Source organism: Streptomyces sp. NPDC043854, from assembly GCF_056436005.1.
This window is the reverse complement of the sequence record NZ_JBWKDK010000004.1, coordinates 100,829-124,072: the sequence shown is the minus strand read 5'-3', so window position 1 is coordinate 124,072 and position 23,244 is coordinate 100,829. Positions and strand designations below refer to the sequence as shown.

Below are 23,244 nucleotides of genomic sequence, written 5' to 3'. Positions count from 1 at the left end.
GCGTACCCGGCTGACCCGGCGTACCCGGAGTGCCAGGCTGACCGGGCGTACCCGGCTGACCCGGCGTACCCGGAGTGCCAGGCTGACCGGGCGTACCCGGCTGACCCGGCGTACCCGGAGTGCCAGGCTGACCGGGCGTACCGGGGTTGCCCGGGTGCTCGCCCTCGTCGCACGGCTCGTCCGGCAGTTCGGGGTACCCCGGGTGGCCTGGCTGGCCCGGATATCCGGGGTGCCCCGGATATCCGGGGTGCCCGGGGTTCCCCGGGTGGCCGCCGGGCCGGCCCGGCTCCGCCGGCTTCGCCGATCCGTTGGAACAGTGGTTCCCGAAGGCCGGGTTGAGGCCCCCGACGACCGTGACCGTGTTCCCGCAGACGTTCACCGGAACGTCCACGGGCGCCTGGACGTTGTTCCCGGACAGGACGCCCGGGGAGTTCACGGCGCGGCCGGACGCGCCGGAGTCCGCGTGCGCGTATCCCCCGCCCAGCGCGAGCACACCCCCTGCCGCCGCCATGGTGATCAGGGTCTTCCTGGTGACCGCTGCCTGTCGTCGCATCTGTGTGATCCCCCAGCTGGAAAAACGAACGGCCGGGCCCTGAAGCCCGGCGGCCCCGGAACGCTGGAATGCATTCCGGGGCCCAAGACTTCAGAAACGTCAGGAATTGACGCAGGTGTTGCCGAAGGCCGGGCTCAGCAGGCCGATGACGTTGACGGTGTTGCCGCAGACGTTCACCGGGACGTGGACCGGGGCCTGGACGACGTTGCCGGACAGGACACCCGGGGAGCCGATGGCCGCACCCTGGGCACCCGCATCGGCAGCGGCCAGACCGGCACCCGCGAGAACCAGACCACCGGTGGCAGCAGCAGCGGCCACAACCTTCTTCAGCATTGTTCCTCCTAGTAGGCAATGCGGTCCCAGCCGCGGACCGCATCACCTGTAACGAGGAGGGATCACCGGGGCTACTAGCGTATGAGCGCATTCACTCTTCTCAGTGGAATACGCACACCCTCGCGAATCTCAGCAGTTGTCGATGAACCGGTCGAGCACCCGCACCCCGAACTTCAGCCCCTCCACCGGCACCCGCTCGTCCACTCCGTGGAACATCCCGGCGAAGTCCAGCTCCGGCGGCAGCTGGAGCGGCGCGAAGCCGAAGCAGCGGATGCCGAGGTCGTCGAAGGACTTGGCGTCGGTGCCGCCGGAGAGCATGTACGGGACGGCGCGCGCGATCGGGTCCTCCGCCTTGAGGGCGCTCTGCATGGCGTCGACGAGCCGGCCGTCGAAGTCGGTCTCCAGGGCCTTGTCCCCGTGCACGTCCTCCCGCTTCACGCGCGGGCCGAGGATCCGGTCGAGGTCGGCGAAGAACTCGTCCTCGTAGCCGGGCAGGAAGCGGCCGTCCACGTGGGCGGTGGCCTGGCCGGGAATGACGTTCACCTTGTAGCCGGCGCCCAGCATGGTCGGCGCGGCCGAGTTCCGCAGCGTGGCCCCGACCATCTTGGCGATGCCGCCCAGCTTGGCGAGGGTGGCGTCCATGTCGTCGGGGTCGAGGGGGGTGCCCAGCGCGTCCGAGAGCTCGTCCAGGAAGGACCGTACGGTCTTGGTGACGCGCACCGGCCACTGGTGGCGGCCGAGCCGCGCCACGGCCTCGCAGAGCTCCGTGATGGCATTGTCGGTGTTGGTCATCGAGCCGTGGCCCGCCGTGCCCTCCACGGTGAGCCGCATCCAGTGCATGCCCTTCTGGGCCGTCTCCACGAGGTACAGCCGCAGGTTCTCGTTGACGGTGAACGAGAAGCCGCCGACCTCGCCGATGGCCTCGGTGACCCCCTCGAACAGCCCGGGGTGCTTGTCCACGAGGTGCCGGGCGCCGTACACGCCGCCCGCCTCCTCGTCGGCGAGGAAGGCCAGCACGATGTCCCGCGGGGGCTTGCGGCCGCTGCGCAGCCGGTCGCGCACGACGGCCAGCGTCATCGCGTCCATGTCCTTCATGTCGACGGCGCCGCGGCCCCACACGCACCCGTCGGCGATCTCGCCGGAGAACGGGTCGTGCGTCCAGTCGGCGGCGTTCGCCGGCACCACGTCGGTGTGCCCGTGGATCAGCAGCGCGGGACGGGAGGGGTCCTCGCCCTCGATCCGGGCGACGGTCGAGGCGCGCCCCTTGTGCGACTCGAAGACCTGCGGTTCGAGGCCGACCTCGGCGAGCTTCTCCGCGACCCACTCGGCGGCCTTGCGCTCGCCGGGGCCCGAGTGGTCCCCGTAGTTGCTGGTGTCGATCCGGATGAGGTCCCTGCAGAGGTCGACGACCTCGTCCTCGCCGGAGACGGTCCTGCCCGCGCTCGACTGGCTCACGCTGCTTCCTCCCACTGGTCGGTCCGACTGCCTCCCCATCCTCCCGCTTCGGCCCGCTCCGCCCAAGGGCGTCCCCGGCCGCAGGGGGGTGATCGAGCACCCCGGAATGTTTGGTAATGTTTTCCACGTCGGAACGGCCGAGGGCCGCGAGACAGACACCTTGTCCGGGTGGCGGAATGGCAGACGCGCTAGCTTGAGGTGCTAGTGCCCTTTATCGGGCGTGGGGGTTCAAGTCCCCCCTCGGACACCAGCTGAGACCCCACTTCATGTGGGGTTTTCTGCTTTTCCGGGCTGTGGCGTGACCAACCACGTGACCAACGGCCCAGCGAATCCCCAGGTCAGACCAGGGACGACAGACCGATCCGGCCTGCATTGGACGTGGCCAGCTTGCGAGCGTTGTCCGTGCGGCGCTGGCCATACTCCCGCGCCGTGTAGGCCGCTGAGTGATGCCGGACGTTCGCGCTGACCTCCACCAGGTTCTCCCCGGCTTCCAGAGCGTTCGTAACGTAGCTGTGCCGCCAGTCGTGGATGCGGAAGTCTTCCGGCAGGTGCAGCTTGTTACGGAGCGTGCGCCACCGTGCCGAGACCTTCTCAGGGTCCTGCGGGCCTCCGGCCTTGCCGCTCCTCTGGAGCTTGAAGCCGTCCCGGGCGAACACAAGGTCATGATCGACCCATGCCCCGCCGAGCCGTGCCCGCTCTTGCTCCTGGCGCTCCTTCTGCCTCTTGAGGATGCTCATCACGGACTGATCAACGCGAATCAACTCACTGTCGCCTCCGTTCTTCGTCAGCTTCCGCAGCCTGTACGAGTTGCCTTCTTCGACCACCACCCACCCCAGCTCGATGACTCCTTCATCCCAGCGGATGAGGGACCACTTCATCCCCAGGGCTTCACTGCGTCGGAGACCTGTGGCGGCGTAGACAGTCCACAGGGGCGCATCCCGGAGACAGTGATGGGTCAGACCGTCATCACAGGCCCGATTACGGCACGGCTCCCACACCGCCGACAGAAACCGGGCCGTCTGGCCGTCGTCCAGCGTCGGATGAACCGGTTTCTGAGCACGGATCTGCCGCTCAGTCGGCGGGTTGGCGTCTTCAGCCGGGTTAGCTGAGATCAGCTTCTTGACCTTTGCGGCCTTGAGGGCTGCCGACAGGATGTTGTGCACGTGCCGGACGCTCTTGGCCCCCAGAGGCTTGCCCTCGCTGGTCGGGCACGGGGCGGTCTCCAGAAGCCGGTAGAGGTCGTCCAGGGTGTCATCCGTGACCTCGCACAGCTTCACGCTGCCGATGTGCGGCTTGATGTGCAGACGGATCTTCGTCTCGTACCCGGCCACGGTCGTCCCCTCCTTCCTGTGATTGCTCAGCCACTTGTCCAACCAGTCACCGAGCTTCATGTCTGAGCGGGCCGCGATCTTGCCCGCCTCCTGGTCGGTGATCCACTTCCTGAGCGCTTTCTCAGCCTCGGTCTTGGTCTTGTACTCCCTGCCTATCCAGTAGCGCTCCTTCTTCCCCGTCGCCTTGTTGAAGTGGAGGGGCGTCCGGACGCCCCAGGTGTTCGGTCTGCCCGTGCGCTTGATCTCCACGGGGGTGCCGCCGAGCCCGTTACCGCGCTTCGCCACTGGGGCTACTGCTCCTTCCGCTCGTCCAACCACTCACTGAGAAGTGCCCTGGCCTTGCCAGTGGGCTGCTTGCCGTCCCACAGGCCCAGTTCCTTGGCTCGCTTGACCCGCTCCGAGAGCGTCGCCTTGCCGACGCCCAAGCGCGCCGCCAACTCGCCTTGCGGTGCGGTGGTACCGGTTGCCCTCATCCGGGCCAACTCAGCCACCAGCAGGGCGTAGTCAAGGTCTGTGCGGCACCGGTTCGGAACCGGCCACGGTTCGTTCATGGGCCGGTCCTGCCGCTGACTCAGTGCCGCCCGAAACTGCGCCTTGATCTCCGCAAATGGCACCTGCCGGAGCAGGCTGGCCGGGATACCGTCCGTCTCCAGGGCCTCGCCCATCAGCCGGTCGATCCGCTCGTCACTCCCGCCGACGCTCAGCCGGATTCTTAGTTCGGACGGGCCGGTGAACGGCGCGTTCACGTTCGCTCGCGCCGAGACCTCCCAGGGGCCGTAGTAGCGGCGCCATACCAGCTCCTGGCCGTCACGCCGCCACTCGTTGAGTGCGCCTGCGTCTTCTGTGTTCATGCCACCACCATAGCGGCAACCGAACTTAATGCAAGCAGTTCGGCAAGGTGGTGTGGATCACTCATATTGAACTTGACGCAACATGTTCGGATGCTGGCAGTCTGGGGACCAGCCGGACAGCAACAGACGGAACTACCGCCAACCGGGCCGGCTCTGGAGGGAACACATGGAACACAAGCTGATGACGCTGGACGACGTTGCCGCGTACCTCGGGAAGCCTCGGTCTTGGATCTACGGGAACTGGCGCAAGGAAGACATCCCGTTTCGCAAGGTAGGCCAAAGCCTTCGATGCCGGTTCCAGGACCTTGAGCGGTGGCTTGATCAGCAGAACTGAACAGCGCGACCAATTGACGCCCCCGAGGCAACCGGGGGCCTTCTTGTTTCATGAGAGGAATGCGTGAACCAGATCATCCCGCCGTCCGGCGAGAGGGAGCGAAGGAGTCTGGAGCGGAAGGCCGACGCAATTCTGGCCATGGCTGGCGCTGAGGTGTGGGACGACTGGCCGACTCCATGGCCAAGGCAGGAGGAATCGGAGTTCGACCGCATTGCGGCGGCTCACACCGGAATGACTCCACTAGCAGTAGCATCCCTCGTCGCATCCCTGCCCGACTTCGATCCCGAGGCCGGACAGTCCGCAATGCGAAATCTGATGCAGGAGCGGCCTGGAGAGGAAACCCCTGACCCTCTGTCGCAGATCCTTGAACAGGCACTGCTCACGCATGGATACGGGTCAGGGTTCGCATTGGAGCGCAGGAATTTCCCTCCCGAAACATGCTGGTGGAGTGGCTGCAAAGAGCGACTGTACGACCGTGAGGCGCACCGCAAGGCGGGCAGGCCACGCAGGCATTGCGGCGTCCACCAGAAGGCCGCTAGGGCCCGCACCCGACGTCTCAGGTACAAGGGAATCCAAGTGGGCAAGAACAGGAATCTGGTCTATGACTTCAACGGCTTGCGCCAGCAGGACCTGACGGGCTATCGGCAACTGTGGGGCCGGGTCAACACAGCTCGGACGTGGTCATAAGGGTCGATTCGGCGAACCCTTCCGCTGTGTCGCATTAATTCGCAGGTAGTGGAGGAGCGATCCTCTGGGGCCATGCACACTCGGCGGTGTGCCTCTGGCACGGCCCACGGGCCGGGCAGTTCCTAAGTCGTCATGAGGCTCTGCGGATACCTCCCTGTGAGGGGACAACGTAGAGAAGACTCCTCCCTTGCTTCCTACTTGCATCGTTCACAGTGGGGGGTAAGGGGGGCAGTGTCTTCTCTTACGTTGTCCTCTTGTGAGGGTGATGGGCCGCCTTGAGAGCGGCCCTTACTTCTTCCCGCTTGATTAGATTCTGAGGAGGTGTCGCCTGTGAGCGACCCACAGACTGATTCCCATTCTTCAGCCCAGGTGCCGGCCGACGGTTCCGAAGCCGTCCGGGCCGAGGTGCAGCGCGAGTACGCAACCAGGCTCGCCAAAGCCGAAGTTAGGATCCAGGCCGCCCAAGCCGGTATCAAGCTCGGTGACGGTTTCACCGACTATCTGGATGCTTCCAAGCTCCTTGATGAGAACGGAAATCCATCAGCCGAGGCCATCGGCAAGGCCCTGGCTCCGCTCGCAGCAGCCCAGGATCCAAAGTTCGCTCCGATCGCTGGAGCTGGCTACAACCGCTACGACCCGCCTGCGGTCCGCCGCGTTTCCCTTGACGTCCGTAAGCGCTAACCAGGAGTACCTATATGACCTTTGCCTACCAGAACGCTTCCACTCACACCTTCGTCCCGGAAATCTGGGACGCCGACCTACTGACCCAGTTTGACCCGCTGCTTGTTTGGGCTTCCCCGATCGTCTCGAATCACAAGTACGAGGGTGAGATCCGGAAGAAGGGTGATGTGGTTCACATCAACTCGCTTCTGCGCCCCTCGGTCGGGGACTACAAGCTTCCCGATGGCATGACGGCGCAGCGCCCGGAGACCGTGGATCAGAAGCTCCCGATCACTGAGGCGAAATATCTCCAGGTGCTCGTGGAGGACGCCGAGCGAGTCCAGCTCACCATTCCCGGGCTTGACTCCCCGATCAACCAGCAGATGATCCGCGCCCTTGCCCGGGAAGCCGACACGTTCATGGGCGGCGTCATTGCCAACGGCGCCACGGCTCTGCCCAACATCAAGCCGACCGCAACCAACATCCCTCAAAGCCTCTACAGCACGATCCTGGACATGATGCTGGCTCTGGACGACAACGACATCCCGGCGGGCCGGTACGTGGTCGTCTCACCCCGCGTCAAGCGCCACCTCGTGGAACTCCCGGCCGTCGCCAACGCTGCCACCTACGGCGAGGGCGGCGTGACCGCGAACGGTGTTGCGGCGCGTCTGGCCGGCTTCACGATCCTTAGCACCACGGCCATGCCGACCGGCGTGGACATCGTGGCCGGACACAAGGACTTCGCCACCTACGCGTCCCAGTTCTCGGGCTTCCGTGAGGGCCAGTCGGAGAAGTACCGGGCCGACTACATCGACACCCTTCACCTCTACGGCGGCAAGATCGTCCGCTACCCCGAGCTGGACACCAAGAAGGCGGATTCGACGTTCGATGAGTCCAAGCCGACGAAGGGGATCGTCAAGGCAGCTGTCGAGTGGCCCACCGCCGCCTAATTGCCCGAACCGCCCCGGGCCCCTACCTCAGAGGCAGGGGCCCGTTCCGTCCACTCTCCGCTCAGCGGGCTGTCACTTCTGGAGGTCACCCCATGCCGAAGATGCGTAACCCCAACTCCCCGCACTCCCGATACAAGGGGCTGGTCGAACTTCCGTGGGACCACGGCCTGCCAGTGCCCGACATGCCGTCGGGGCGGGAGTGGACCGATGCGGAGCACGAGCAGTGGCGGCAGTGGTGGAGCGGCCCTCAGGCCGCCATGTGGGACGAGTCGTTCATCCCGACTGTGGCAGTGATGCTCACCTACTTCGGCAAGATCCTGGACGGCATGGCGACAAGCACACATCAGATGGAGTACCGGCACCTTGCGAGCTCCTTGGGGTTGACCGCAGAGGGCATGAAGCGACTCGGCTGGGCCTTCCAAGGTGATGCGCAGTGAGCGCCCGCCGAGCGGCCAAGGCCGGGGCCGCAGGCAGCCATGACGGCCAGCACAAGCCCGGCATCGAATGCCCCTCGGCAGAGCCGCAGTGCTCCGGCTGCCTCCGAGAGTTCTCCGTTCACATCGGATGGCTTCTGACCGGCGATGGCCGTCCATGGGATGACCGGCTTGAACACGCGCCACCACGTTGCTTCTCCTGCCGAGCCTGAGCGAGTCGTTTGTCAGAGGCGCTCGCTACTGTCGCGCCACCAGCACGGCGGAAGGGGCGGAGTGGCAAGAAGGCGGTTCTACTGGTGGGTTCACATGATGGTCTTGTTCGCCCACAACGGTCGGTGCGTCTACTGCGGCGCGGAGTCTCGTGTCATGGATCACGTGATCCCGCTTGCTGGAGGCGGAGAGGACAGCTCCAAGAACCTGGTTCCAGCCTGTGACGACTGCAACTTGAGCAAGGGAGATAGCCCACTTCCTCAATGGATCATGCGGCGAGAATTCCAACTCCCCCGCCCACGAAGCGCCACACCCCTAGGTGACATCTCGCTTCTGGGCTCATACCAGGACGCTCACCAGGAGTGCGTGAGAACGATCCGCAGAGTTGAGTCCGCGTGCCTCGAAATAGCAGATCCAGAGCGGCGAAAGTGGTTCCGAAAATGCTTTCCCGAAGCGCGCCCTCCCCGAGATAGAGAAGCAATAGATGAGCTGCGACGCAGAGTGAGCGAACAGGTACAGGCGGCCCATCTTTCAGGCTACTCAACCACCCCGCGCCCCACCTATTCCGAGCAGCCCGGATTTGGCAGCTTCAGTGAAATCATGGACGCCTTTTTCGGTGCCCGGTAACAAACGCGTGAACGAAGCGGCTCGATACCTGTCGAGCCGCTTCGGCGTCTCGGTATTTTGATTGGCGAACGCGGCAGAAGGAGGGCGCCCCGGGCGGTCCCCATTTGTTTCTAACTAGGCATTACCCCAGTAATTGCATTCACGAGAGTAATTGTCTCGAAATCTTTTCGTTACCGTTTCGTGATAGGGGATTGGCAGAGTTGATCACGTCGCACCTACCGAGTGCGGCAGCCGTAAGAGCAACGCTCCGGCCCATCGACTGCTCGCCCTGTCGGCCCCGAATCAAAGGATTCTCACGTCATGCGTAAGACGGTTCTCGTCCCCGTTCTCAAGACGCTTTGTGACGCCCATCTGGCGAAGGATGGGAGTGAGGAAGAGGCCACGGACACGCTGACCCTGGGAGTGCGCACGTGGGATCTCTGTGACTCTCACGCCGAGTCGTTCGGGTTGTACCTGGTGGATGCCCTGGGGGCGTCGGAACACGTTGCGGCCGACCCTGACCCCGTGACGTTGGCTGATGTGGTGCCTGTCGAGTCGGGCTGCGACGACGTGCCGGACGTGACTGAGGAAGCGGCGGAGTCTGACGCTGGGCGGTCCGTGATGATCGCGGGGGAGGTTCCGGGCTACGACTGGGACACGGCGCGTGAGGCTGTGCGGAACCTGGGCTACGAGGTGGTTGGGCGTGCCGATGACAGCACGGTCCTGCTGATCCTGGGTGAGGGTGGGGACCGCAACGGTGCGAAGCTCTGGGACGCGTCTGAGCGTGGCATCCCCTGCATGGACGTCCGTGCGCCCGGACGGTTCAAGTCCGCTGTCTGTGCGGGTGAGTTGGTTGGTGGTGACCCGCTTCCCCAGCCTGTGAAGGTGGACCGTTCGGGGATGAGCACGCGGGAACGTAACCGGCTGATCCGGGCATGGGCGCGCGAGAACGGGTGGCCGAAGCTTCCCGCTCAGGGTCGTGTCCCGATGAACGTCCGTCACGCGTACGAGCTGGCCAACCGAGAGTCCGTGCAGGGAAAAGCGGTAGCGGCCTGAATGCCGCCCCCAGCGTGCCGGGCGCCGAGTGCGCCCGGCCTCCCCGGCCAGCGGCCACCCAACTAACCCTCCCTGAGATAGAGGCAGCATGAGCACCCCCGTTCTGTACGGTCCCATCGGTCGCGCGGTCCGCAAGATCGCCCCGTTCATGGAGACGGACCCCTTGGGGGTGTATGTAGCCGCTCTGTCGATGTGGTCGGCCGCGATCGGTGGAACGGTCAAGGTGTCGTCGCGTGGCAGCAGCCGGCCCGTGCTCCTCTGGTCCGCGCTCTGCGCCGGTACAGGAAGGGGTAAGGGGACTGCCCTGCGGGCAGCGCTTCACGTCCTGGACGGTTCCCTGGGACGGTTCCTCGCCACGCACACCACATCCGGGATCACGTCCGGAGCCAGTCTGGTCAATCACCTGTGGGAGCAACAGGAAGCGACCTCCGAGACGGAGCACGGGCGCGACGTCCGGGCCCTGGTGGTGGAGGAGGAATGGACGAAGCGCAGGAAGTGCGCGACCCTGCGATGGTTCTCCATTCGCACATCACCCCGTCTGACTGGGCCAAGTACGTTGGGGAGTCGGAGGCGGCCGGAGGCTCGTACAACCGCATCCTGCCCTTCCTGCTCGGGTCGGTTCCGATGCTGGACGATGACCGGATCAGTCTGCCGAAGGTGGACGGTTCCGAGCTGTCCGACGCTTACGGCTGGGCTACCGCCCGACCCCGGGTGATCACACTCTCCGAGGATGCACGACCGCTGTGGCGGATCGTCCGCCGCTATGCCCGCATCCTGGGTGAGACCCTGCCCGAAGCACAGTCGGTGTTCATCGAGAGAACGGCCGAACAAACCCTTCGGGTAGCGGCCTGCCTGGCAGCGTCCGAGTGCTCCGAGACTGTCACGGAAGAGATCCTGTCGGCCGCCTTCACTCTCGTACGTCGCTCTGTCCAGGACGCTGTCCGGATCACCAAGGGGGCCTACGCCCCAAAGATGAAGCGGCAGCCGCTCAGCCTGACGGACAAGGTCCGAGCCCGAATCGAGCTGCATGGCGGCCGGGCCACGTCCTCTCAGGTCCTGCCCTACGTGGGAGCGACCGCCGAAGAGGTCAAGGCACTACCCGGCATCGTCGTCACCGTGGAACGGTCGGGGAAGACGGGCCGACCGGCCACCGTCTTCACACTTCGCGGTGACAGTTCCCAGCACGGCGCGTCAGCGCCGGCGAAGCGGACCGTAATGGAAAGCAACGGTGCGAAGGTTGTCCGTATCGACTCCTACCGCCCGGCCCCCACTCACCGCCCGGTCTCTCTGGCCGGACCCACCGCCGAGAACCCGTTCCGCTCACTGCTCTGAGCGGCCGAACTAACCAAGCAAGCCCCGGCCTCACCCAGGCCGGGGCTTGTTCGTTGCTTCGACTACCCGAGTGGGCAGGACAGTTCGGGACTGGAACGGTTCGGGGAGCAGGACACCAGGGCAACCGAATGGAATACGGTTCCTTTGAGGTAGTGCCCCAGTGACACATCCCCTCCCCAGGTCAGCCGTTCCACGGCCGACTTCACGAGCAGCACCAGGCGGGTCACTTGCCGTTCCTCCTCCGAGGCGAAGCGGGGGGCGAGCTCGGTCAGCTGAAGCCCGAGCCATTCCCCGGCCTCCTTCGGCTCCTCCCAGGTGCCCCGGACCATGGAGGCCGGTTTGATCAGCCAGTGCGCCGTCTGGAGCGGCGGCACGTCCGTGGTGGGGAACTCGGCTACGGCCTGCCGGTGCCGGTCCATCACTTCCAGCGGACTGTGAGCGGTCGGTGTCTGACTCGGCGGGGGCCGCCGGATGCTCTCCTTGTCGAAGACTTGTTTTTCACCCAGCCAGGCGTATCCGTGGATGTGCATTGCCGCTCCGTTCCTGGTAAGGGTGACGGCCCCGCCCGTCGGCGTGAGGGCGGGGCCGTCTGAGGGGGAGGTGCAGGTGCTACGCGGAGAGGTCGAACCGTGCGGGGTCGATGCCCGCCGCGTTCAGCTCCGCCGTGGTGAAGCGCAGCGGCTCCGCGTCCGGCCGCTTGCTGTCACCCATGGCCCACGCGTCCGGGCCGATCTTGGCGAGCGTCACGCACGCCTCGCCGTCCGGGTGGGTGCTGCCTCCGCACGCCTTGTTGAACTCCGCTCCCTCGATGGGGAGCCCGTACAGGTCGGTCATCGTCGTGCCCTTCCTGATCTCCTTGACGGCCAGATCAGAACCCGGCCGCCCCCCGCCCCTCAGCGGACGGAAGTCGCACGCCCCGCAGGGCCTCCGCGATCTGCTCCACCACGTCAGCCCGGACAGTCCCAAGCTCGACGTAGGCGCGACCGGTTTTCGTGACTACTGGCCGAACCCCGGTCCAAGCGGCCTCGGGGACACCCAGCGCGGCCAGAGCCGCACGTATCGACTCGGCGGCGTCTGTGGCCCGTGTCCAGCTGTCTCGCCACGTCTCCATGTCCATCACCGGGCCTGCTCGTGCTTCGGGTGCGCGGCCAACTCGACGTTGCAGTCAGAAACAGCGGACATATCACCGGCCTTGTGGGCTGTCCCCCGCTGCTTCACCAGAGCAGCGCAGACCCCGCAACCGGACGCGGGCTCAGGCGGTGTTCGAGGCAGAGAAAGATGAACAGGCGGGTCCATGGTTGTAGTGGGGCTGCTCACTGAAATTTCCTCCATGACGGTGTCGGCATGGGTAGATAATTCCGGTGCGCTGGCGATGCCGCTAGCCACATTCCCGTTGCGGCATAAAAATCAAGTTCTGTAGAGCTCAGCCCATTCGGATAGCCGCTGCCGCGCCATCTGCCCAAACAAGGCGTGACGCTCAAAGGTGGCGAACACGGCAAGATGCTCAGCAACGTCGCGAGAGTCCTGAAACACCATGCGCCCGGTGAAATTCTCCACGGTAGCCAGTCGATCGTCATAGATCGTAAAGGTGTTCATCGGGCCACGTGATATCTGGACACCGAGCGGAATCACGCCCACACGTACGTTTGGCAAGTGAGAAAGTGAGGCGAGCCGGTCAATCTGCACGGCCATGGCCGGAGGCGGCACAATCGCCCATCTCACGGCTTGCTCGGTGAGCAGGAACGTGAAGGACTTTGATGTGTCGTAGAGAACTGCTTGCCTTTCCAGCTTGCGCGCCACCGTCTTGGATTTGTCACCGGGAGCATTGCTCAAGCTGGCTCGTACGTACTCCGGAGTTGCCAGCAGACCTGTGACCATGGCGGGTAGAAAGTATCGGAGGGCAGTTGCCTCGGCCTCCAGCGCGGCCAGCTCGGCCTGCCGCTTCTCCAAGCCTCTGCGCCACGAGGAGCGCTTGTCCTGCCACTCAGTGTTAGCGATCCTCGCCAGGGCCGTTATTTCAGTAATCAGCTCAGGCGGGGCATCAAGCGCTCGAAGGATGCGCTCCACGTCGATAAGCTTGGGGGTCTTCTTCCCTGTCTCAAACTTACTAATCTGCGACTGAGACATGTTGCAACGCTTGGCCAGCCGGTCTCCTGTGAGACCGGCTGACTTGCGTAGCTCTCTCAGCTTCTCTGCTAGATCAGTCTTGGACTGCCCTAGCTGCTCAGGCTCGAACGTCACCTATGTTCTTTCACGTACTCCGCGAATGGCACGGACGCCGCAAGCGCAATGCGCTTCCACTCTCGGTACGGCGCGATGTCACCCTCGAATGTTTCGCGGTCGATCTGAGTTCCGTCCGGGCGAAAGTTCAGATGGACAATGCGCGCATCATCGAACATCCACCAGTCAACTTCGCCCAGCGGCAATCCGAAGTCGTGGCTTGTCACGTCGAGGATACGAATATCCTCTCCGGCCTCGATGTTGCCAGGAATGCCCCACGCGAACTGATAGCGCTGATAGTCGGTGAGCGGTTGCCGGACGATGCGCACCCGACCTATCCGCCGCCCAGATGACAGGTAGCTGCGCACCCGCTCATGCCAACGAGTGTTGTGGTCAACCGGCTTGCATTCGCCTCTGAGGAATCGGGCAACGTTCTCCGCCTCCCGAGGCATGGTGTAGGTGGGTTGAGCCTCAAACCGCCACGCATCTTGCGTGAAGGAGTCGAAAGCCTTCCGCCACGCGTCACCATCCAAGTGCACGGACAGCCTCCCTCAAGACGTGCTCGGGGATCTCCACGAGACCTTCCCCCTCCGGCACAGTGAAGCCGTTGAAGACATCACCCTGCACGACGATGGAGCCGCGCCCCTCGTGCCGGTAGACGTTCGGGCAATCGTCGTCGTCACAGTTGGGCCCGTTGACCTTGCCGGTGAGTCGGGTCAGTCCGTCTCGCGCCATGGTTGCCCCCTCGCCTCCGGTCCCCGCTTGGGACCGCCTGAGACGACGCTACGGAGCCCCATCGCCCCACGTCTATGCCGACTCCGGACTATTCCTGTTCCGGAATAGACGATCTTGCTGGACCGGGATGAGCGCGCTCCGAAGCACTAGGACCGGACCGGTTGGCAACGTGACCAACGCATGACCAACAGCGGTTCGAAACACCGAGAAACAGCAGGTGAGGGTGACCAACCGTGGCTGGCCCTGGATGCCCTCCACGGGGGTGTTTATGCAGGTCAGCGAACTAAGAAGCTGGTGCCCGAGTGGAGGGTTCAAGTCCCCCCTCGGACACCACTGAGAACCCCACTTCACGTGGGGTTCTCTGCTTTTCCCGGCTCCCCTGGCGGGTGGCGCGGCCGGAGCGGGAGCTACCCTGGGGGTGTGATCGAAAATCTCCCCCCTTGCCCGAAATGCTCCTGTGCGTACACCTATGAGATGAACGCGCTCGTGGTCTGCCCCGAGTGCGGCCACGAGTGGATCCCCGCCGAGGACGGGGCTCCTGACGCGGACACGGCCGGCGAGCGGGTCGTCCGGGACTCCGTCGGCAACATCCTGCAGGACGGCGACACCGTCACCGTCGTCAAGGCGCTCAAGGTGAAGGGCAGCGCCTCGGGGATCAAGGCCGGCACCAAGGTGCGCAACATCCGCCTCGTGGACGGCGTCGACGGCCACGACATCGACTGCCGGATCGAGGGCTTCGGGGCCATGCAGCTGAAGTCCAGCGTGGTGAAGAAGGCCTGATCCGGGCCGTCGCAGGGGCCGTGGAGCCCGTGGAACGACGAAGGACCCCCCGCCGGGCGGCGGGGGGTCCTTCGTGGTTCAGGGCCGTTCAGGGCGTCAGCCGCGGGCGGCGATCTCCGCCACGCGGCGGCGGACCAGGTACCAGCCGCCGACGAACAGGGCGGCGATGACCGGGACGCACAGGACGGTGGTGCGGCCCACGCCGCCGTCGCACCACATCAGGACCAGCACCGAGAAGAGGAAGACCAGGGTGATGATCTGGGTGTACGGGGCCCAGGGCAGCTGGTAGGCGGGGCGCTCGACCAGGCCCTGCTTCGAGCGGCGCCAGAAGAACAGCGAGCAGATCATGACCATCGCCCAGGTGCCGAGGATGCCGAGCGAGGCGAAGTTCAGGACGAGCTCGAAGGCGTCCTTCGGCATCAGGTAGTTGAGGCCGACGCCGGCGAGGCCGAAGGCGGCGGTGAACAGGACGCCGCCGTAGGGGACCTTGCCCTTGTTCATGCGGGCGGTGAACTTCGGGGCGGAGCCGGCCATGGCCATCGAGCGCAGGATGCGGCCGGTGGAGTACAGGCCGGAGTTCAGGCTGGAGAGGGCCGCGGTCAGCACGACGAGGTTCATGATGCCGGCGGTGCCGGGGATGCCGAGCTTGTCGAAGACGGTGACGAAGGGGCTCTGGTCGGAGGAGTACGCGGTGTACGGCAGGAGCATCGCCAGCAGGACGACCGAGCCGACGTAGAAGAGGCCGACGCGCCACATGATCGAGTTGATCGCCTTCGGCATGATCTTCTCGGGGTTCTCGGTCTCGCCGGCGGCGACGCCGCACAGCTCGACGGAGGCGTAGGCGAAGACGACACCCTGGACCACCAGGAGCATCGGCAGGACACCGGACGGGAAGATGCCGCCGTTGTCGGTGATGGTGGACAGGCCCGGGGTGTGGCCGCCGATGTCGTGGCTGGTGGCGACCAGGTAGATCGCGACGACCAGGAAGATCGCCAGGGCGGCGACCTTGACCAGGGAGAACCAGAACTCCATCTCGCCGAAGTACTTCACCGAGATCAGGTTCGCGGCGAGGACCACGGCGAGGGCGATCAGGGCCAGGACCCACTGCGGGATGCTGGTGAACATCGACCAGAAGTGCGCGTAGGTGGCGGCGGCCGTGATGTCGGCCACAGTGGTCGTGGACCAGTTCAGGAAGTACAGCCAGCCGGCCGTGTAGGCGCCCTTCTCACCCATGAACTCGCGCGCGTACGAGACGAACGCGCCGGAGGAGGGGCGGTAGAGGACGAGCTCGCCGAGAGCCCGTACGACGAAGAAGGCGAAGATGCCGCACACCGCGTACGCGATCGCGAGGGAGGGGCCCGCGCCGGCGAGCCGGCCGCCGGCGCCGAGGAAGAGGCCGGTGCCTATCGCCCCGCCGATGGCGATCATGTTGATGTGGCGGGACTTGAGGTCCTTGCTGTAGCCCTCGTCACCTGCGTCGACGTGGGAGGCGGTGACCGGGGCGGGGGCCTCGGTCAAGGTGCGGTCACTCATGGGGGGACTTCGCCTTCGTGGGTGGGACAGGCAGGTCCGGGACGCCGTTCAGGGGAGCTGGGTGGTGTCACCTGTGCGGGGTTCCGGTGGTTTTTGTCGCCATAGGAGACCATGAGCCCCGGCGATGGCCAAAACCCGGCCCTGTGCACGAAGGCCCCCGACGACCTTGGAAACGGGTGTCGGGGGCCTCGTACGGGGTGAAAGCGAGGGCGGCGGCCGGCCGCCGGCGGTCAGTCGCGCGGGGCGGCCTCCGCGGCCTGGTCGAGCCTGAACGCCTCGTTGCCCAGGCCGATCCGGGCGTGCACCTCTGGCTTCCGGCTGCGCAGCACCAGCCCGTACAGCAGGCCGCCCACGGCTGCGGCACCGATGATGCCGGGCAGCACCCAGCTGAGCGCGGAGCCCTTGCCGGCGCCGACCAGGACCCCGAAGTCCTTCACGGTGTACGCGGCGATGCCGAGGAGGGCGAGCCCGGCGGCTCCGGCCGCGAGGAGCCGCCACAGCTGGGCGGCGGCGGTGCCGCGGCGGACGAAGAAGGCGATGACGGCGACGGAGGCCGTGGCCATGAGAAGTGTCACGCCGAGGGCGCCGACGCTGCCCATCCAGGTGAACAGGTGCAGGACGGGCACCGTGGGGTCGCCGTTCGGCTTGTCGTCGGCGACGGCGAAGGCGAGGACGACGGCGGTCGCGACGGCGGTCTGCAGCAGGGAGCCGGTGGCGGGGGCTCCGGTGCCGGCGTTGGTGCGGCCGAAGGCGGCCGGGAGGAGGCCCTCGCGGCCCATGGCGAAGGCGTAGCGGGCGACGACGTTGTGGAAGCTGAGCATCGCCGCGAACATGCCGGTCACGAACAGGACGTGCAGGGCATCGGTGAAGGTGGCGCCGAGGCGTTCCCCGGTGAGCTGGAAGAGCAGTCCGGGGCCGGCCTCCGCGGCGGTCTTCACGACCTCGGCGGGCCCGGTGGCGACGGTGAGGGCCCAGGCGCTGAGCGCGAAGAAGAGGGCGACGAAGCCGACTGCGAGGAACATCACGCGGGAGACCACGATGTGCGGCTTGCTGGTCTCCTCGGCGTAGACCGGGGACTGCTCGAAGCCGACGAACGCGGCGATGCAGAAGCACAGGGCCGTGCCGAGGCCGGCGCCGCCGAGGGTGGCGGGGTTGAAGGCGTGCAGGGACAGGCCCTGCGGTCCGGGGGCGGCGAGGGCGGCCGCGTCGAAGACGATGACCAGGGCGCATTCGATGAGGAGCAGGACGCCGAGGACCCGCGCGTTCAGGTCGATCTTGAGCCAGCCGAGCGCGCCGGTGACGGCGACGGCGGCCAGGGCGGGTATCCACCAGGCGAGGTCGGTCTTCAGGTAGGTGGAGAAGAGGCCGGAAATCTCGAAGCCGAGGATGCCGTAGACGCCGACCTGCATGGCGCTGTACGCGACGAGGGCGACGAGCGAGGCGCCCGCGCCGGCGGTGGGGCCGAGGCCGCGGGCGATGTACGCGTAGAAGGCGCCGGCGTTGTGGACGTGGCGGCTCATCTCGGCGTAGCCGACGCCGAAGAGGGCGAGCACGATGCCGAGGATGACGAACAGCAGGGGCTGTCCGACGATGCCCATCACGCCGAAGGTGGTGGGCATCACACCGGCGACCACCATCAGGGGGGCGCTGGCGGCCAGTACGGAGAGCAGCAGGCCGGCGGTGCCGAGGCGGTCGGCGCGCAGGGCCCGCTCCTGGCCCTTGTACGTGCGGATCTCGGCGGTGCCGGGCGGGGTGCCGAGCGTGGTGGATCTGCCCGTCGCCATGGGGTGTCCTTTCGGGGGAAGGAAGGTCGAGCGGTGCGGGAGTGCGGCCGCGGGCCGGTCGGGGGGGCCGGCCCGGGCCCGGTGGAGCCGTGGGCCGTGAGCGGTGGTGCAGGGTGGTGCAGGTGGCGCGCTGAGCGGTGGCGTGCGCCGGCGGCTCGCCGTCAAGCGGTGCCGAGCGCGGCGTTGCGGGCGGCGAGGAACGCCTTGCGGGGGTCGAGGTCGGGATAGGACCAGGGAGCCCGGGTGGCGTGGCTGCCGATCCGGTGGAAGAGGGCGGCGGCCTCGGCGGGGCGGCCCTCGCACAGCTTGGCGTGGGCGAGGAAGTTGAGGTCGACCCGGTTGCGGGGGTGGTCCTCGCGCTCCCACTCCAGCCACCAGTCGAAGGCGGCGCGCAGCACCTGGCGGGCGCGGCGGCTGGACCAGTGGGCGGCGGCGCCGTCGGGGGTGCGGCCGTGGGCGGCGGCGAGGACCCGGTAGCGCTCGGCGTGCGCGATGACGGGGAGGACGGCGAGCGGGGAGTCGGCCGGGGACTCCTCGGCGGCCCAGGCGGCGAAGTCGTAGACCTCGTGGAGCGGGTCCTGGCCGGAGGCGGGGGCGTGCTCGGCGAGGCGGGCGACCATCAGGTGGTGGGCGTGGTGGTGCTCCCGGTGCCGGGCCCGGACCTGGTCGAAGTGGCGGCTGAACTCCTCCTGGGAGCCGAAGGCGCGGGACAGCATGAGCAGGCCGAGCCAGGGGGTGGGGTCGGCGGGCAGCAGTGCGGCGGCCCGGTGGCAGGCCTCCTCGGCCGCCTCCGGTGTGCCCTTGCGGCGGAGCGCGTTGAAGACGGCGGCGCAGGCGAGGAGGGTGGCGGCGTCGGCGCTGTCGGGTTCGGCGAGCAGCCATTCCCCGGCCCAGGCGGTCGCGGCCGGGGTCTCGGCGAGGACGACGATGCGGTGGCCGCGGCGGTCCCAGTCGTCCCCCGTGCCGGCCAGGAGGGCTCGGGCCCTGGCCCACCGTCCCTGGGTGAACTGGGTGCGGACGTCCACGAGTTCGGTGTCGCACAGGGCCGGGTCGAAGAGCTGGGCCTCCCGCTTGCGGGCGCGGCCGAGGGGCGGCGGAGGCGGGGACATCCGCGGTTTTCCCTCCAGGAACACGGGCGCGGGCGGACGGTTCGGCACGTACGACGGGAACGACGGGAATGACGGCGCGCACGAGCGGGACTTCGGGCGCGACACGGGATGATCACGCACAGCAAACCGGTACGCACAGCTCCGAGTCAAGGTCCAGTCCACTGCGTGGCGCGTTTCAACTGGTCCTGACTGGCGCAGAGTTGAGGTTCCGATTCCGGTTCGGGGCGGGTGCCGGGGCGGGCCGTAGGGTGGGCCCATGACGGCGTACGAAGACCTTCCTCCTTGTCTGCTGGGCTTCCCCGGGCCGCTGCGCGACGCGCTGGTGGCGGCCGTGCTGAGCGGCGCGAAGACCTCCACGACCGGCCTGCTGCCGGAGTACGAGGCCGAGGGCGAGCCGCTGCCCGAGCCGGGCGACCGGAGCGTGCTCGTGGACTCGGACGAGCGGGCGGTGGCGGTGGTGGAGGTCACGGAGGTCCGGGTGGTGCGGCTCGCCGACGTGGACCTCCGGCACGCGCTGGACGAGGGCGAGGGGTACGCGTCCGTGGCCGAATGGCGTGCCTCGCACGAGGCGTTCTGGCACAGCGATCCGGTGCGGGAGGCGCTCGGCGATCCGGACTACACGGTCGACGACGACACCCTGGTGATCGCGGAGCGGTTCCGGGTCGTCGAGCGGATCGGCTGAAACGCGTACGGGCCGCCGCTCGGGCCGCCCTGTCCGCGGGCGGGCTCCACTCGGCCTGCCCGTGTGACGGCCGGCCAAGCGGCCGTGGCGAAGTCGGCTGCGGTTCGGCAGCGCCCCGAAGGGGCGCGGGGAACTGCGGCGACCGGCCACAACGGGCCCGCAGGCGACCACCGGCCCATCACCCTTCCCGCGGAGCGCCTGGGCTCAGCCCACCGCCGCCGCCGCGGCCCGGCCCGCCGCGCGGCCCGAGAAGATGCAGCCGCCGAGGAAGGTGCCCTCCAGTGCGCGGTAGCCGTGCACCCCGCCGCCCCCGAACCCGGCCGCCTCGCCGGCGGCGTACAGGCCGGGCAGCGGATCGCCGGACTCGGTGAGCACCCGCGAGGACAGGTCGGTCTCCAGGCCGCCGAGGGACTTGCGGGTCAGGATGGACAGCCGTACGGCGATCAGCGGGCCGGCCGCGGGGTCCAGGATCCGGTGCGGGGCGGCGGTGCGGACGAGCCGGTCGCCGAGGTACTTGCGGGCGCCGCGGATGGCGGTGACCTGGAGGTCCTTGGTGAAGGGGTTGGCGATCTCCCGGTCCCGGCCCTCGATCTCCCGCCGGACGGTGGCCTCGTCGAGCAGGTCCTCCCCCGTGACCGCGTTCATGCCGCGGACGAGCGCGGACAGGTCGCGTTCGACGACGAAGTCCGCGCCGCGGTCCATGAAGGCCTGGACCGGGGCCGGCACCGCCTGCCGGGCGCGGTCGATGACGTCGCGCACGGACTTGCCGGTGAGGTCGGGGTTCTGCTCGGAGCCGGACAGGCCGAACTCCTTGCCGATGATGCGCCGGTTGAGCACGAACCAGGTGTGGTCGTGGCCGGTCTGCATGATGTGGTCGAGGGTGCCGAGGGTGTCGAAGCCGGGGAAGAGGGGTACGGGCAGCCGTCTGCCGGCGGCGTCCAGCCAGAGCGAGGAGGGGCCGGGCAGGATGCGGATGCCGTGGCGGGCCCAGATCGGGTTCCAGTTCTCGATGCCCTCGGTGTAGTGCCACATCCGGTCCTTGTTGATGTGGCGGGCGCCGGCGTCCTCGGCGATGCCGAGCATCAGCCCGTCCACGTGCGCCGGGACCCCGGAGAGCATCCGCTGCGGCGGGGTGCCGAGCCGGGCGGGCCACTGCTTGCGGACGAGGTCGTGGTTGCCGCCGATGCCGCCGCTGGCCACGATCACGGCCTGGGCGCGCAGCGAGAAGGTGCCGACGGTCTTCCGGCTGCTGCCGGTGCCCCGTTCGGCGGCGGACGGCTCCAGGATCTCGCCGGTGACGGTGTCCGGGGCGCCTGCCGTCCGGGACAGCCCGGTGACCCGGTGGCGGAACCTCAGCCGGACCAGGCCTCGGTCGGCCCCGGCGCGGACCCGCCGGGCGAAGGGTTCGACCAGGCCGGGACCGGTGCCCCAGGTGATGTGGAAGCGGGGTACGGAGTTCCCGTGGCCGAGGGCCCCGTAGCCGCCCCGTTCGGCCCAGCCGACCACGGGGAAGAAGCGGACGCCCCGGGCGTGCAGCCAGGGCCGCTTCTCGCCGGCGGCGAAGTCGACGTACGCCTCCGCCCAGCGGCGGGGCCAGATGTCCTCCGGGCGGTCGAAGCCGGCGGTGCCGAGCCAGTCCTGGAGGGCGAGGGCACGGCTGTCCTTGATCCGCATCCGGCGCTGCTCGGGCGAGTCGACGAGGAACAGGCCGCCGAAGGACCAGTACGCCTGGCCGCCGAGGGACTGCTCGGGCTCCTGGTCGAGCAGGAGCACCGTGCGGCCCGCGTCGACGAGCTCGGCGGTGGCGACCAGGCCCGCGAGCCCGGCCCCGATCACGATCACGTCTGCGTCGTACGTCATGCGAAGTCGCCCTCCGGTCGCTGGTGGGGCAGATCCTTGGCTACGGAGCGGTAACCCGTCAATGGCGGTGGTTGGATGAACCCTGTGAGTGCTGCCGATGAAGTGCTGGACGTGGTGGACCGCGAGGACCGGGTGACCGGGCAGGCGCCGCGGGGCGAGGTGTACGCGCGCGGGCTGATCCACCGGTGCGTGTTCGTGCTGGCCAGGGATGCGGCGGGGCGGGTGTTCGTGCACCGGCGGACCGCGTCGAAGCTGGTGTTCCCGTCGCACTGCGACATGTTCGTGGGCGGGGTGCTGGGCGCCGGCGAGGACTACGCCTCGGCCGCGCTGCGGGAGGCCGAGGAGGAACTGGGGGTGTCCGGGCTGGCGCAGCCGGAGCCGCTGTTCAAGTTCCTGTACGAGGGGCCGGGCGGGGCCTGGTGGTCGTACGTGCACGAGGTGCGCTGCGAGCTGCCGGTGCGGCCGCAGGAGTCCGAGGTGGCCTGGCACGCGTGGCTGTCCGAGGAGGAGCTGGCGGCCCGGGTCGACGGCGGCGAGTGGCCCTGGGTGCCGGACGGACTGGAGGCGTACCGGCGCCTGCGGGCCTTCCGGGCGGCCGGGGCGTAGGGGGACGTAGATTGGCCGGGTGATCGACCTCGGCAAGGACATCCGGCTCTGGTTCGCGCCGCAGCGGCTGCGGGACGAGGGCGAGACGCCCGACTACCGGTTCTCCCTGGCCAACGAGCGCACGTTCCTGGCCTGGATCCGCACCGCCCTCGCCCTGGTGGGCGGCGGCTTCGCGGTGGACCAGTTCCTGCCGGACCTGCGCTGGGGCGTGCGCGTCGGGATGGCCCTCGCCCTGCTGGCGGTGGGCGCCGCGTGCGCGCTGCGGGCGGTGAACCACTGGGTGCATTGCGAGCGGGCGATGCGGCGCGGGGAGGACCTGCCGCTGTCCCGGTTCCCGGTGCTGCTGAGCCTGGGGGTGGGGCTGGTCGCGGCGGGGATGGTGCTGGTCGTGCTGCTCGGCTGGACGGACGGGCGGTGACGGGCCCGTCCGCTGCCGCGGAGGGACGCGACGCGGGGCTCCAGCCCGAGCGGACCCGGCTGGCGTGGCGGCGTACGACGCTGACGTGCTCGGTGGTGGCGGTGCTGGCGCTGCGTCAGGCGCTGCACGGCTCGGGCGGCTCGACGGAGGTGGCCGGGGCGGCGGTGATCGCGCTGGTCTGGCTGCTGTTCCTGTGGCTGGCGCACCGGCGGATCCGGGAGCTGGCCGCGGCACGGCCGCCGGCGCTCGCTCCGCGGGCCGCGCTGACGGCGGTGGCGTGCGCGGTGGCGCTGGCGGTGTTCGCGGTGGCGGTCATCCTCTGAGCTGCCCATCGGATCGTGCGACCTGTCCACGCCACCCGGTACACAACGGGCAAACCGGGAAGTAGCGCACTAGCCTCTGCGCCATGACGACCCTGCACCAGGAACACCCCACGCACGAGCACGCGCACGGCCCCGGCTGCGGGCACACGGAGGTCGCGCACGGCGACCACGTGGACTACGCCCACGACGGCCACCTGCACCGCGAACACGCCGGCCACTGGGACGAGTGCGAGACGACCGTCCACATCCTGCACAAGGGCCACGAGCACGCGCACGGCGAGGGCTGCGGACACGACTCCGTCCGCCACGGCGACCACGTGGACTACCTGCACGACGGCCACCGGCACGCCGCGCACGACGACCACTACGACGACCACTGACCCATCCCCGCTCCCCCGGGCC

At 67.9% G+C, this 23,244-nt stretch carries 28 protein-coding genes and 1 tRNA gene; 15 read left to right on the top strand and 14 right to left on the bottom strand.

Features of this window, described 5'->3' with window-relative positions:
• The 3 genes from AC068A_RS05605 to AC068A_RS05595 form a co-directional block, all read right to left on the bottom strand.
• Positions 1-553: chaplin (locus AC068A_RS05605; RefSeq protein ID WP_478581485.1), on the bottom strand; the 553-nt coding region annotated here is incomplete at its 3' end.
• 99 nt (positions 554-652) lie between these two features.
• On the bottom strand, positions 653-886 hold the full coding sequence (gene chpH, locus AC068A_RS05600) for a chaplin ChpH (RefSeq protein WP_478581124.1): 234 nt from the start codon (positions 884-886) through the stop codon (positions 653-655).
• A 129-nt stretch (positions 887-1,015) separates the two neighbouring features.
• The gene (locus AC068A_RS05595) at positions 1,016-2,341 is read right to left on the bottom strand and encodes a M20/M25/M40 family metallo-hydrolase (protein WP_478581122.1); all 1,326 of its coding nucleotides are present in this window, start codon (positions 2,339-2,341) and stop codon (positions 1,016-1,018) included.
• Between the two features lie 162 nt (positions 2,342-2,503).
• On the opposite strand from AC068A_RS05595, the gene AC068A_RS05590 reads away from it, so the two are divergent.
• Positions 2,504-2,591 (top strand) — tRNA-Leu (locus AC068A_RS05590).
• Positions 2,592-2,679: 88 nt separating this feature from the next.
• On the opposite strand, the gene AC068A_RS05585 is transcribed toward AC068A_RS05590, so the two are convergent.
• A complete protein-coding gene (locus tag AC068A_RS05585; RefSeq protein ID WP_478581119.1) occupies positions 2,680-3,957 on the bottom strand; it encodes a tyrosine-type recombinase/integrase in 1,278 nt (425 codons plus the stop codon).
• Positions 3,958-3,962: 5 nt separating this feature from the next.
• Complete coding sequence (locus AC068A_RS05580) at positions 3,963-4,523, bottom strand: helix-turn-helix domain-containing protein (protein ID WP_478581116.1); 561 nt, start codon at positions 4,521-4,523, stop codon at positions 3,963-3,965.
• Positions 4,524-4,689: 166 nt separating this feature from the next.
• Between AC068A_RS05580 and AC068A_RS05575 the strand changes: the two genes are divergently transcribed.
• The 8 genes from AC068A_RS05575 to AC068A_RS05540 all read left to right on the top strand — a co-directional run bounded on the left by AC068A_RS05575 (position 4,690) and on the right by AC068A_RS05540 (position 10,792).
• Positions 4,690-4,857 (top strand): helix-turn-helix domain-containing protein, encoded by a 168-nt coding sequence (locus tag AC068A_RS05575; protein WP_478581113.1) that lies wholly within the window; start codon positions 4,690-4,692, stop codon positions 4,855-4,857.
• 63 nt (positions 4,858-4,920) lie between these two features.
• Positions 4,921-5,544, top strand: coding sequence for a hypothetical protein (locus AC068A_RS05570; RefSeq protein ID WP_478581110.1), 624 nt, complete (start codon positions 4,921-4,923; stop codon positions 5,542-5,544).
• A gap of 330 nt (positions 5,545-5,874) precedes the next feature.
• The gene (locus AC068A_RS05565; protein WP_478581109.1) at positions 5,875-6,225 is read left to right on the top strand and encodes a hypothetical protein; all 351 of its coding nucleotides are present in this window, start codon (positions 5,875-5,877) and stop codon (positions 6,223-6,225) included.
• 14 nt (positions 6,226-6,239) lie between these two features.
• Entirely contained in the window at positions 6,240-7,154 is a 915-nt protein-coding gene (locus tag AC068A_RS05560) for a hypothetical protein (protein WP_478581106.1), read from the top strand.
• A 92-nt stretch (positions 7,155-7,246) separates the two neighbouring features.
• Positions 7,247-7,591, top strand: a complete 345-nt coding sequence (locus AC068A_RS05555) for a hypothetical protein (protein ID WP_478581104.1) — start codon at positions 7,247-7,249, stop codon at positions 7,589-7,591.
• A 144-nt stretch (positions 7,592-7,735) separates the two neighbouring features.
• Positions 7,736-8,425 (top strand): HNH endonuclease, encoded by a 690-nt coding sequence (locus AC068A_RS05550; RefSeq protein WP_478581101.1) that lies wholly within the window; start codon positions 7,736-7,738, stop codon positions 8,423-8,425.
• Between the two features lie 300 nt (positions 8,426-8,725).
• On the top strand, positions 8,726-9,460 hold the full coding sequence (locus tag AC068A_RS05545; RefSeq protein ID WP_478581099.1) for an Lsr2 family DNA-binding protein: 735 nt from the start codon (positions 8,726-8,728) through the stop codon (positions 9,458-9,460).
• A 477-nt stretch (positions 9,461-9,937) separates the two neighbouring features.
• On the top strand, positions 9,938-10,792 hold the full coding sequence (locus AC068A_RS05540) for a YfjI family protein (protein WP_478581097.1): 855 nt from the start codon (positions 9,938-9,940) through the stop codon (positions 10,790-10,792).
• A 62-nt stretch (positions 10,793-10,854) separates the two neighbouring features.
• On the opposite strand, the gene AC068A_RS05535 is transcribed toward AC068A_RS05540, so the two are convergent.
• The 5 genes from AC068A_RS05535 to AC068A_RS05515 form a co-directional block, all read right to left on the bottom strand.
• Positions 10,855-11,322 carry a hypothetical protein gene (locus tag AC068A_RS05535; RefSeq protein ID WP_478581094.1) on the bottom strand — a complete coding sequence of 156 codons (468 nt, stop codon included), beginning with the start codon at positions 11,320-11,322 and terminating at the stop codon, positions 10,855-10,857.
• A gap of 79 nt (positions 11,323-11,401) precedes the next feature.
• On the bottom strand, positions 11,402-11,626 hold the full coding sequence (locus tag AC068A_RS05530) for a DUF397 domain-containing protein (RefSeq protein WP_478581092.1): 225 nt from the start codon (positions 11,624-11,626) through the stop codon (positions 11,402-11,404).
• A gap of 573 nt (positions 11,627-12,199) precedes the next feature.
• The gene (locus AC068A_RS05525; RefSeq protein ID WP_478581089.1) at positions 12,200-13,033 is read right to left on the bottom strand and encodes a helix-turn-helix domain-containing protein; all 834 of its coding nucleotides are present in this window, start codon (positions 13,031-13,033) and stop codon (positions 12,200-12,202) included.
• Positions 13,030-13,551 carry a DUF6879 family protein gene (locus AC068A_RS05520; RefSeq protein ID WP_478581086.1) on the bottom strand — a complete coding sequence of 174 codons (522 nt, stop codon included), beginning with the start codon at positions 13,549-13,551 and terminating at the stop codon, positions 13,030-13,032. Before AC068A_RS05520 ends, AC068A_RS05525 begins: the two co-directional genes overlap by 4 nt.
• Entirely contained in the window at positions 13,535-13,747 is a 213-nt protein-coding gene (locus AC068A_RS05515; protein ID WP_363179395.1) for a hypothetical protein, read from the bottom strand. Before AC068A_RS05515 ends, AC068A_RS05520 begins: the two co-directional genes overlap by 17 nt.
• A 420-nt stretch (positions 13,748-14,167) precedes the next feature.
• Here AC068A_RS05515 and AC068A_RS05510 point away from each other — a divergent pair, with 420 nt between their 5' ends.
• Positions 14,168-14,527, top strand: coding sequence for a zinc ribbon domain-containing protein YjdM (locus tag AC068A_RS05510; protein ID WP_478581083.1), 360 nt, complete (start codon positions 14,168-14,170; stop codon positions 14,525-14,527).
• 96 nt (positions 14,528-14,623) lie between these two features.
• Here the strand turns inward: AC068A_RS05510 and AC068A_RS05505 are convergent, their stop codons facing one another.
• The 3 genes from AC068A_RS05505 to AC068A_RS05495 all read right to left on the bottom strand — a co-directional run bounded on the left by AC068A_RS05505 (position 14,624) and on the right by AC068A_RS05495 (position 18,953).
• Positions 14,624-16,060: an amino acid permease gene (locus AC068A_RS05505; protein ID WP_478581080.1), complete on the bottom strand. Its 1,437-nt coding sequence runs from the start codon at positions 16,058-16,060 to the stop codon at positions 14,624-14,626.
• Between the two features lie 230 nt (positions 16,061-16,290).
• A complete protein-coding gene (locus AC068A_RS05500) occupies positions 16,291-17,844 on the bottom strand; it encodes an APC family permease (RefSeq protein ID WP_478581078.1) in 1,554 nt (517 codons plus the stop codon).
• A gap of 161 nt (positions 17,845-18,005) precedes the next feature.
• On the bottom strand, positions 18,006-18,953 hold the full coding sequence (locus AC068A_RS05495; RefSeq protein WP_478581075.1) for a hypothetical protein: 948 nt from the start codon (positions 18,951-18,953) through the stop codon (positions 18,006-18,008).
• Positions 18,954-19,209: 256 nt separating this feature from the next.
• On the opposite strand from AC068A_RS05495, the gene AC068A_RS05490 reads away from it, so the two are divergent.
• Positions 19,210-19,635, top strand: coding sequence for an ASCH domain-containing protein (locus AC068A_RS05490; RefSeq protein ID WP_478581072.1), 426 nt, complete (start codon positions 19,210-19,212; stop codon positions 19,633-19,635).
• A 204-nt stretch (positions 19,636-19,839) separates the two neighbouring features.
• Here the strand turns inward: AC068A_RS05490 and AC068A_RS05485 are convergent, their stop codons facing one another.
• A complete protein-coding gene (locus AC068A_RS05485) occupies positions 19,840-21,495 on the bottom strand; it encodes an FAD-binding dehydrogenase (RefSeq protein WP_478581070.1) in 1,656 nt (551 codons plus the stop codon).
• Between the two features lie 75 nt (positions 21,496-21,570).
• Here AC068A_RS05485 and AC068A_RS05480 point away from each other — a divergent pair, with 75 nt between their 5' ends.
• The 4 genes from AC068A_RS05480 to AC068A_RS05465 all read left to right on the top strand — a co-directional run bounded on the left by AC068A_RS05480 (position 21,571) and on the right by AC068A_RS05465 (position 23,222).
• The gene (locus tag AC068A_RS05480) at positions 21,571-22,101 is read left to right on the top strand and encodes an NUDIX hydrolase (RefSeq protein WP_478581067.1); all 531 of its coding nucleotides are present in this window, start codon (positions 21,571-21,573) and stop codon (positions 22,099-22,101) included.
• Between the two features lie 19 nt (positions 22,102-22,120).
• The gene (locus AC068A_RS05475) at positions 22,121-22,519 is read left to right on the top strand and encodes a YidH family protein (protein WP_478581065.1); all 399 of its coding nucleotides are present in this window, start codon (positions 22,121-22,123) and stop codon (positions 22,517-22,519) included.
• On the top strand, positions 22,516-22,842 hold the full coding sequence (locus tag AC068A_RS05470; protein WP_478581063.1) for a DUF202 domain-containing protein: 327 nt from the start codon (positions 22,516-22,518) through the stop codon (positions 22,840-22,842). The genes AC068A_RS05475 and AC068A_RS05470 overlap by 4 nt, the downstream gene beginning before the upstream one ends.
• An 83-nt stretch (positions 22,843-22,925) precedes the next feature.
• Positions 22,926-23,222, top strand: a complete 297-nt coding sequence (locus tag AC068A_RS05465; RefSeq protein WP_478581060.1) for a hypothetical protein — start codon at positions 22,926-22,928, stop codon at positions 23,220-23,222.
• Positions 23,223-23,244: the final 22 nt, after the last annotated feature.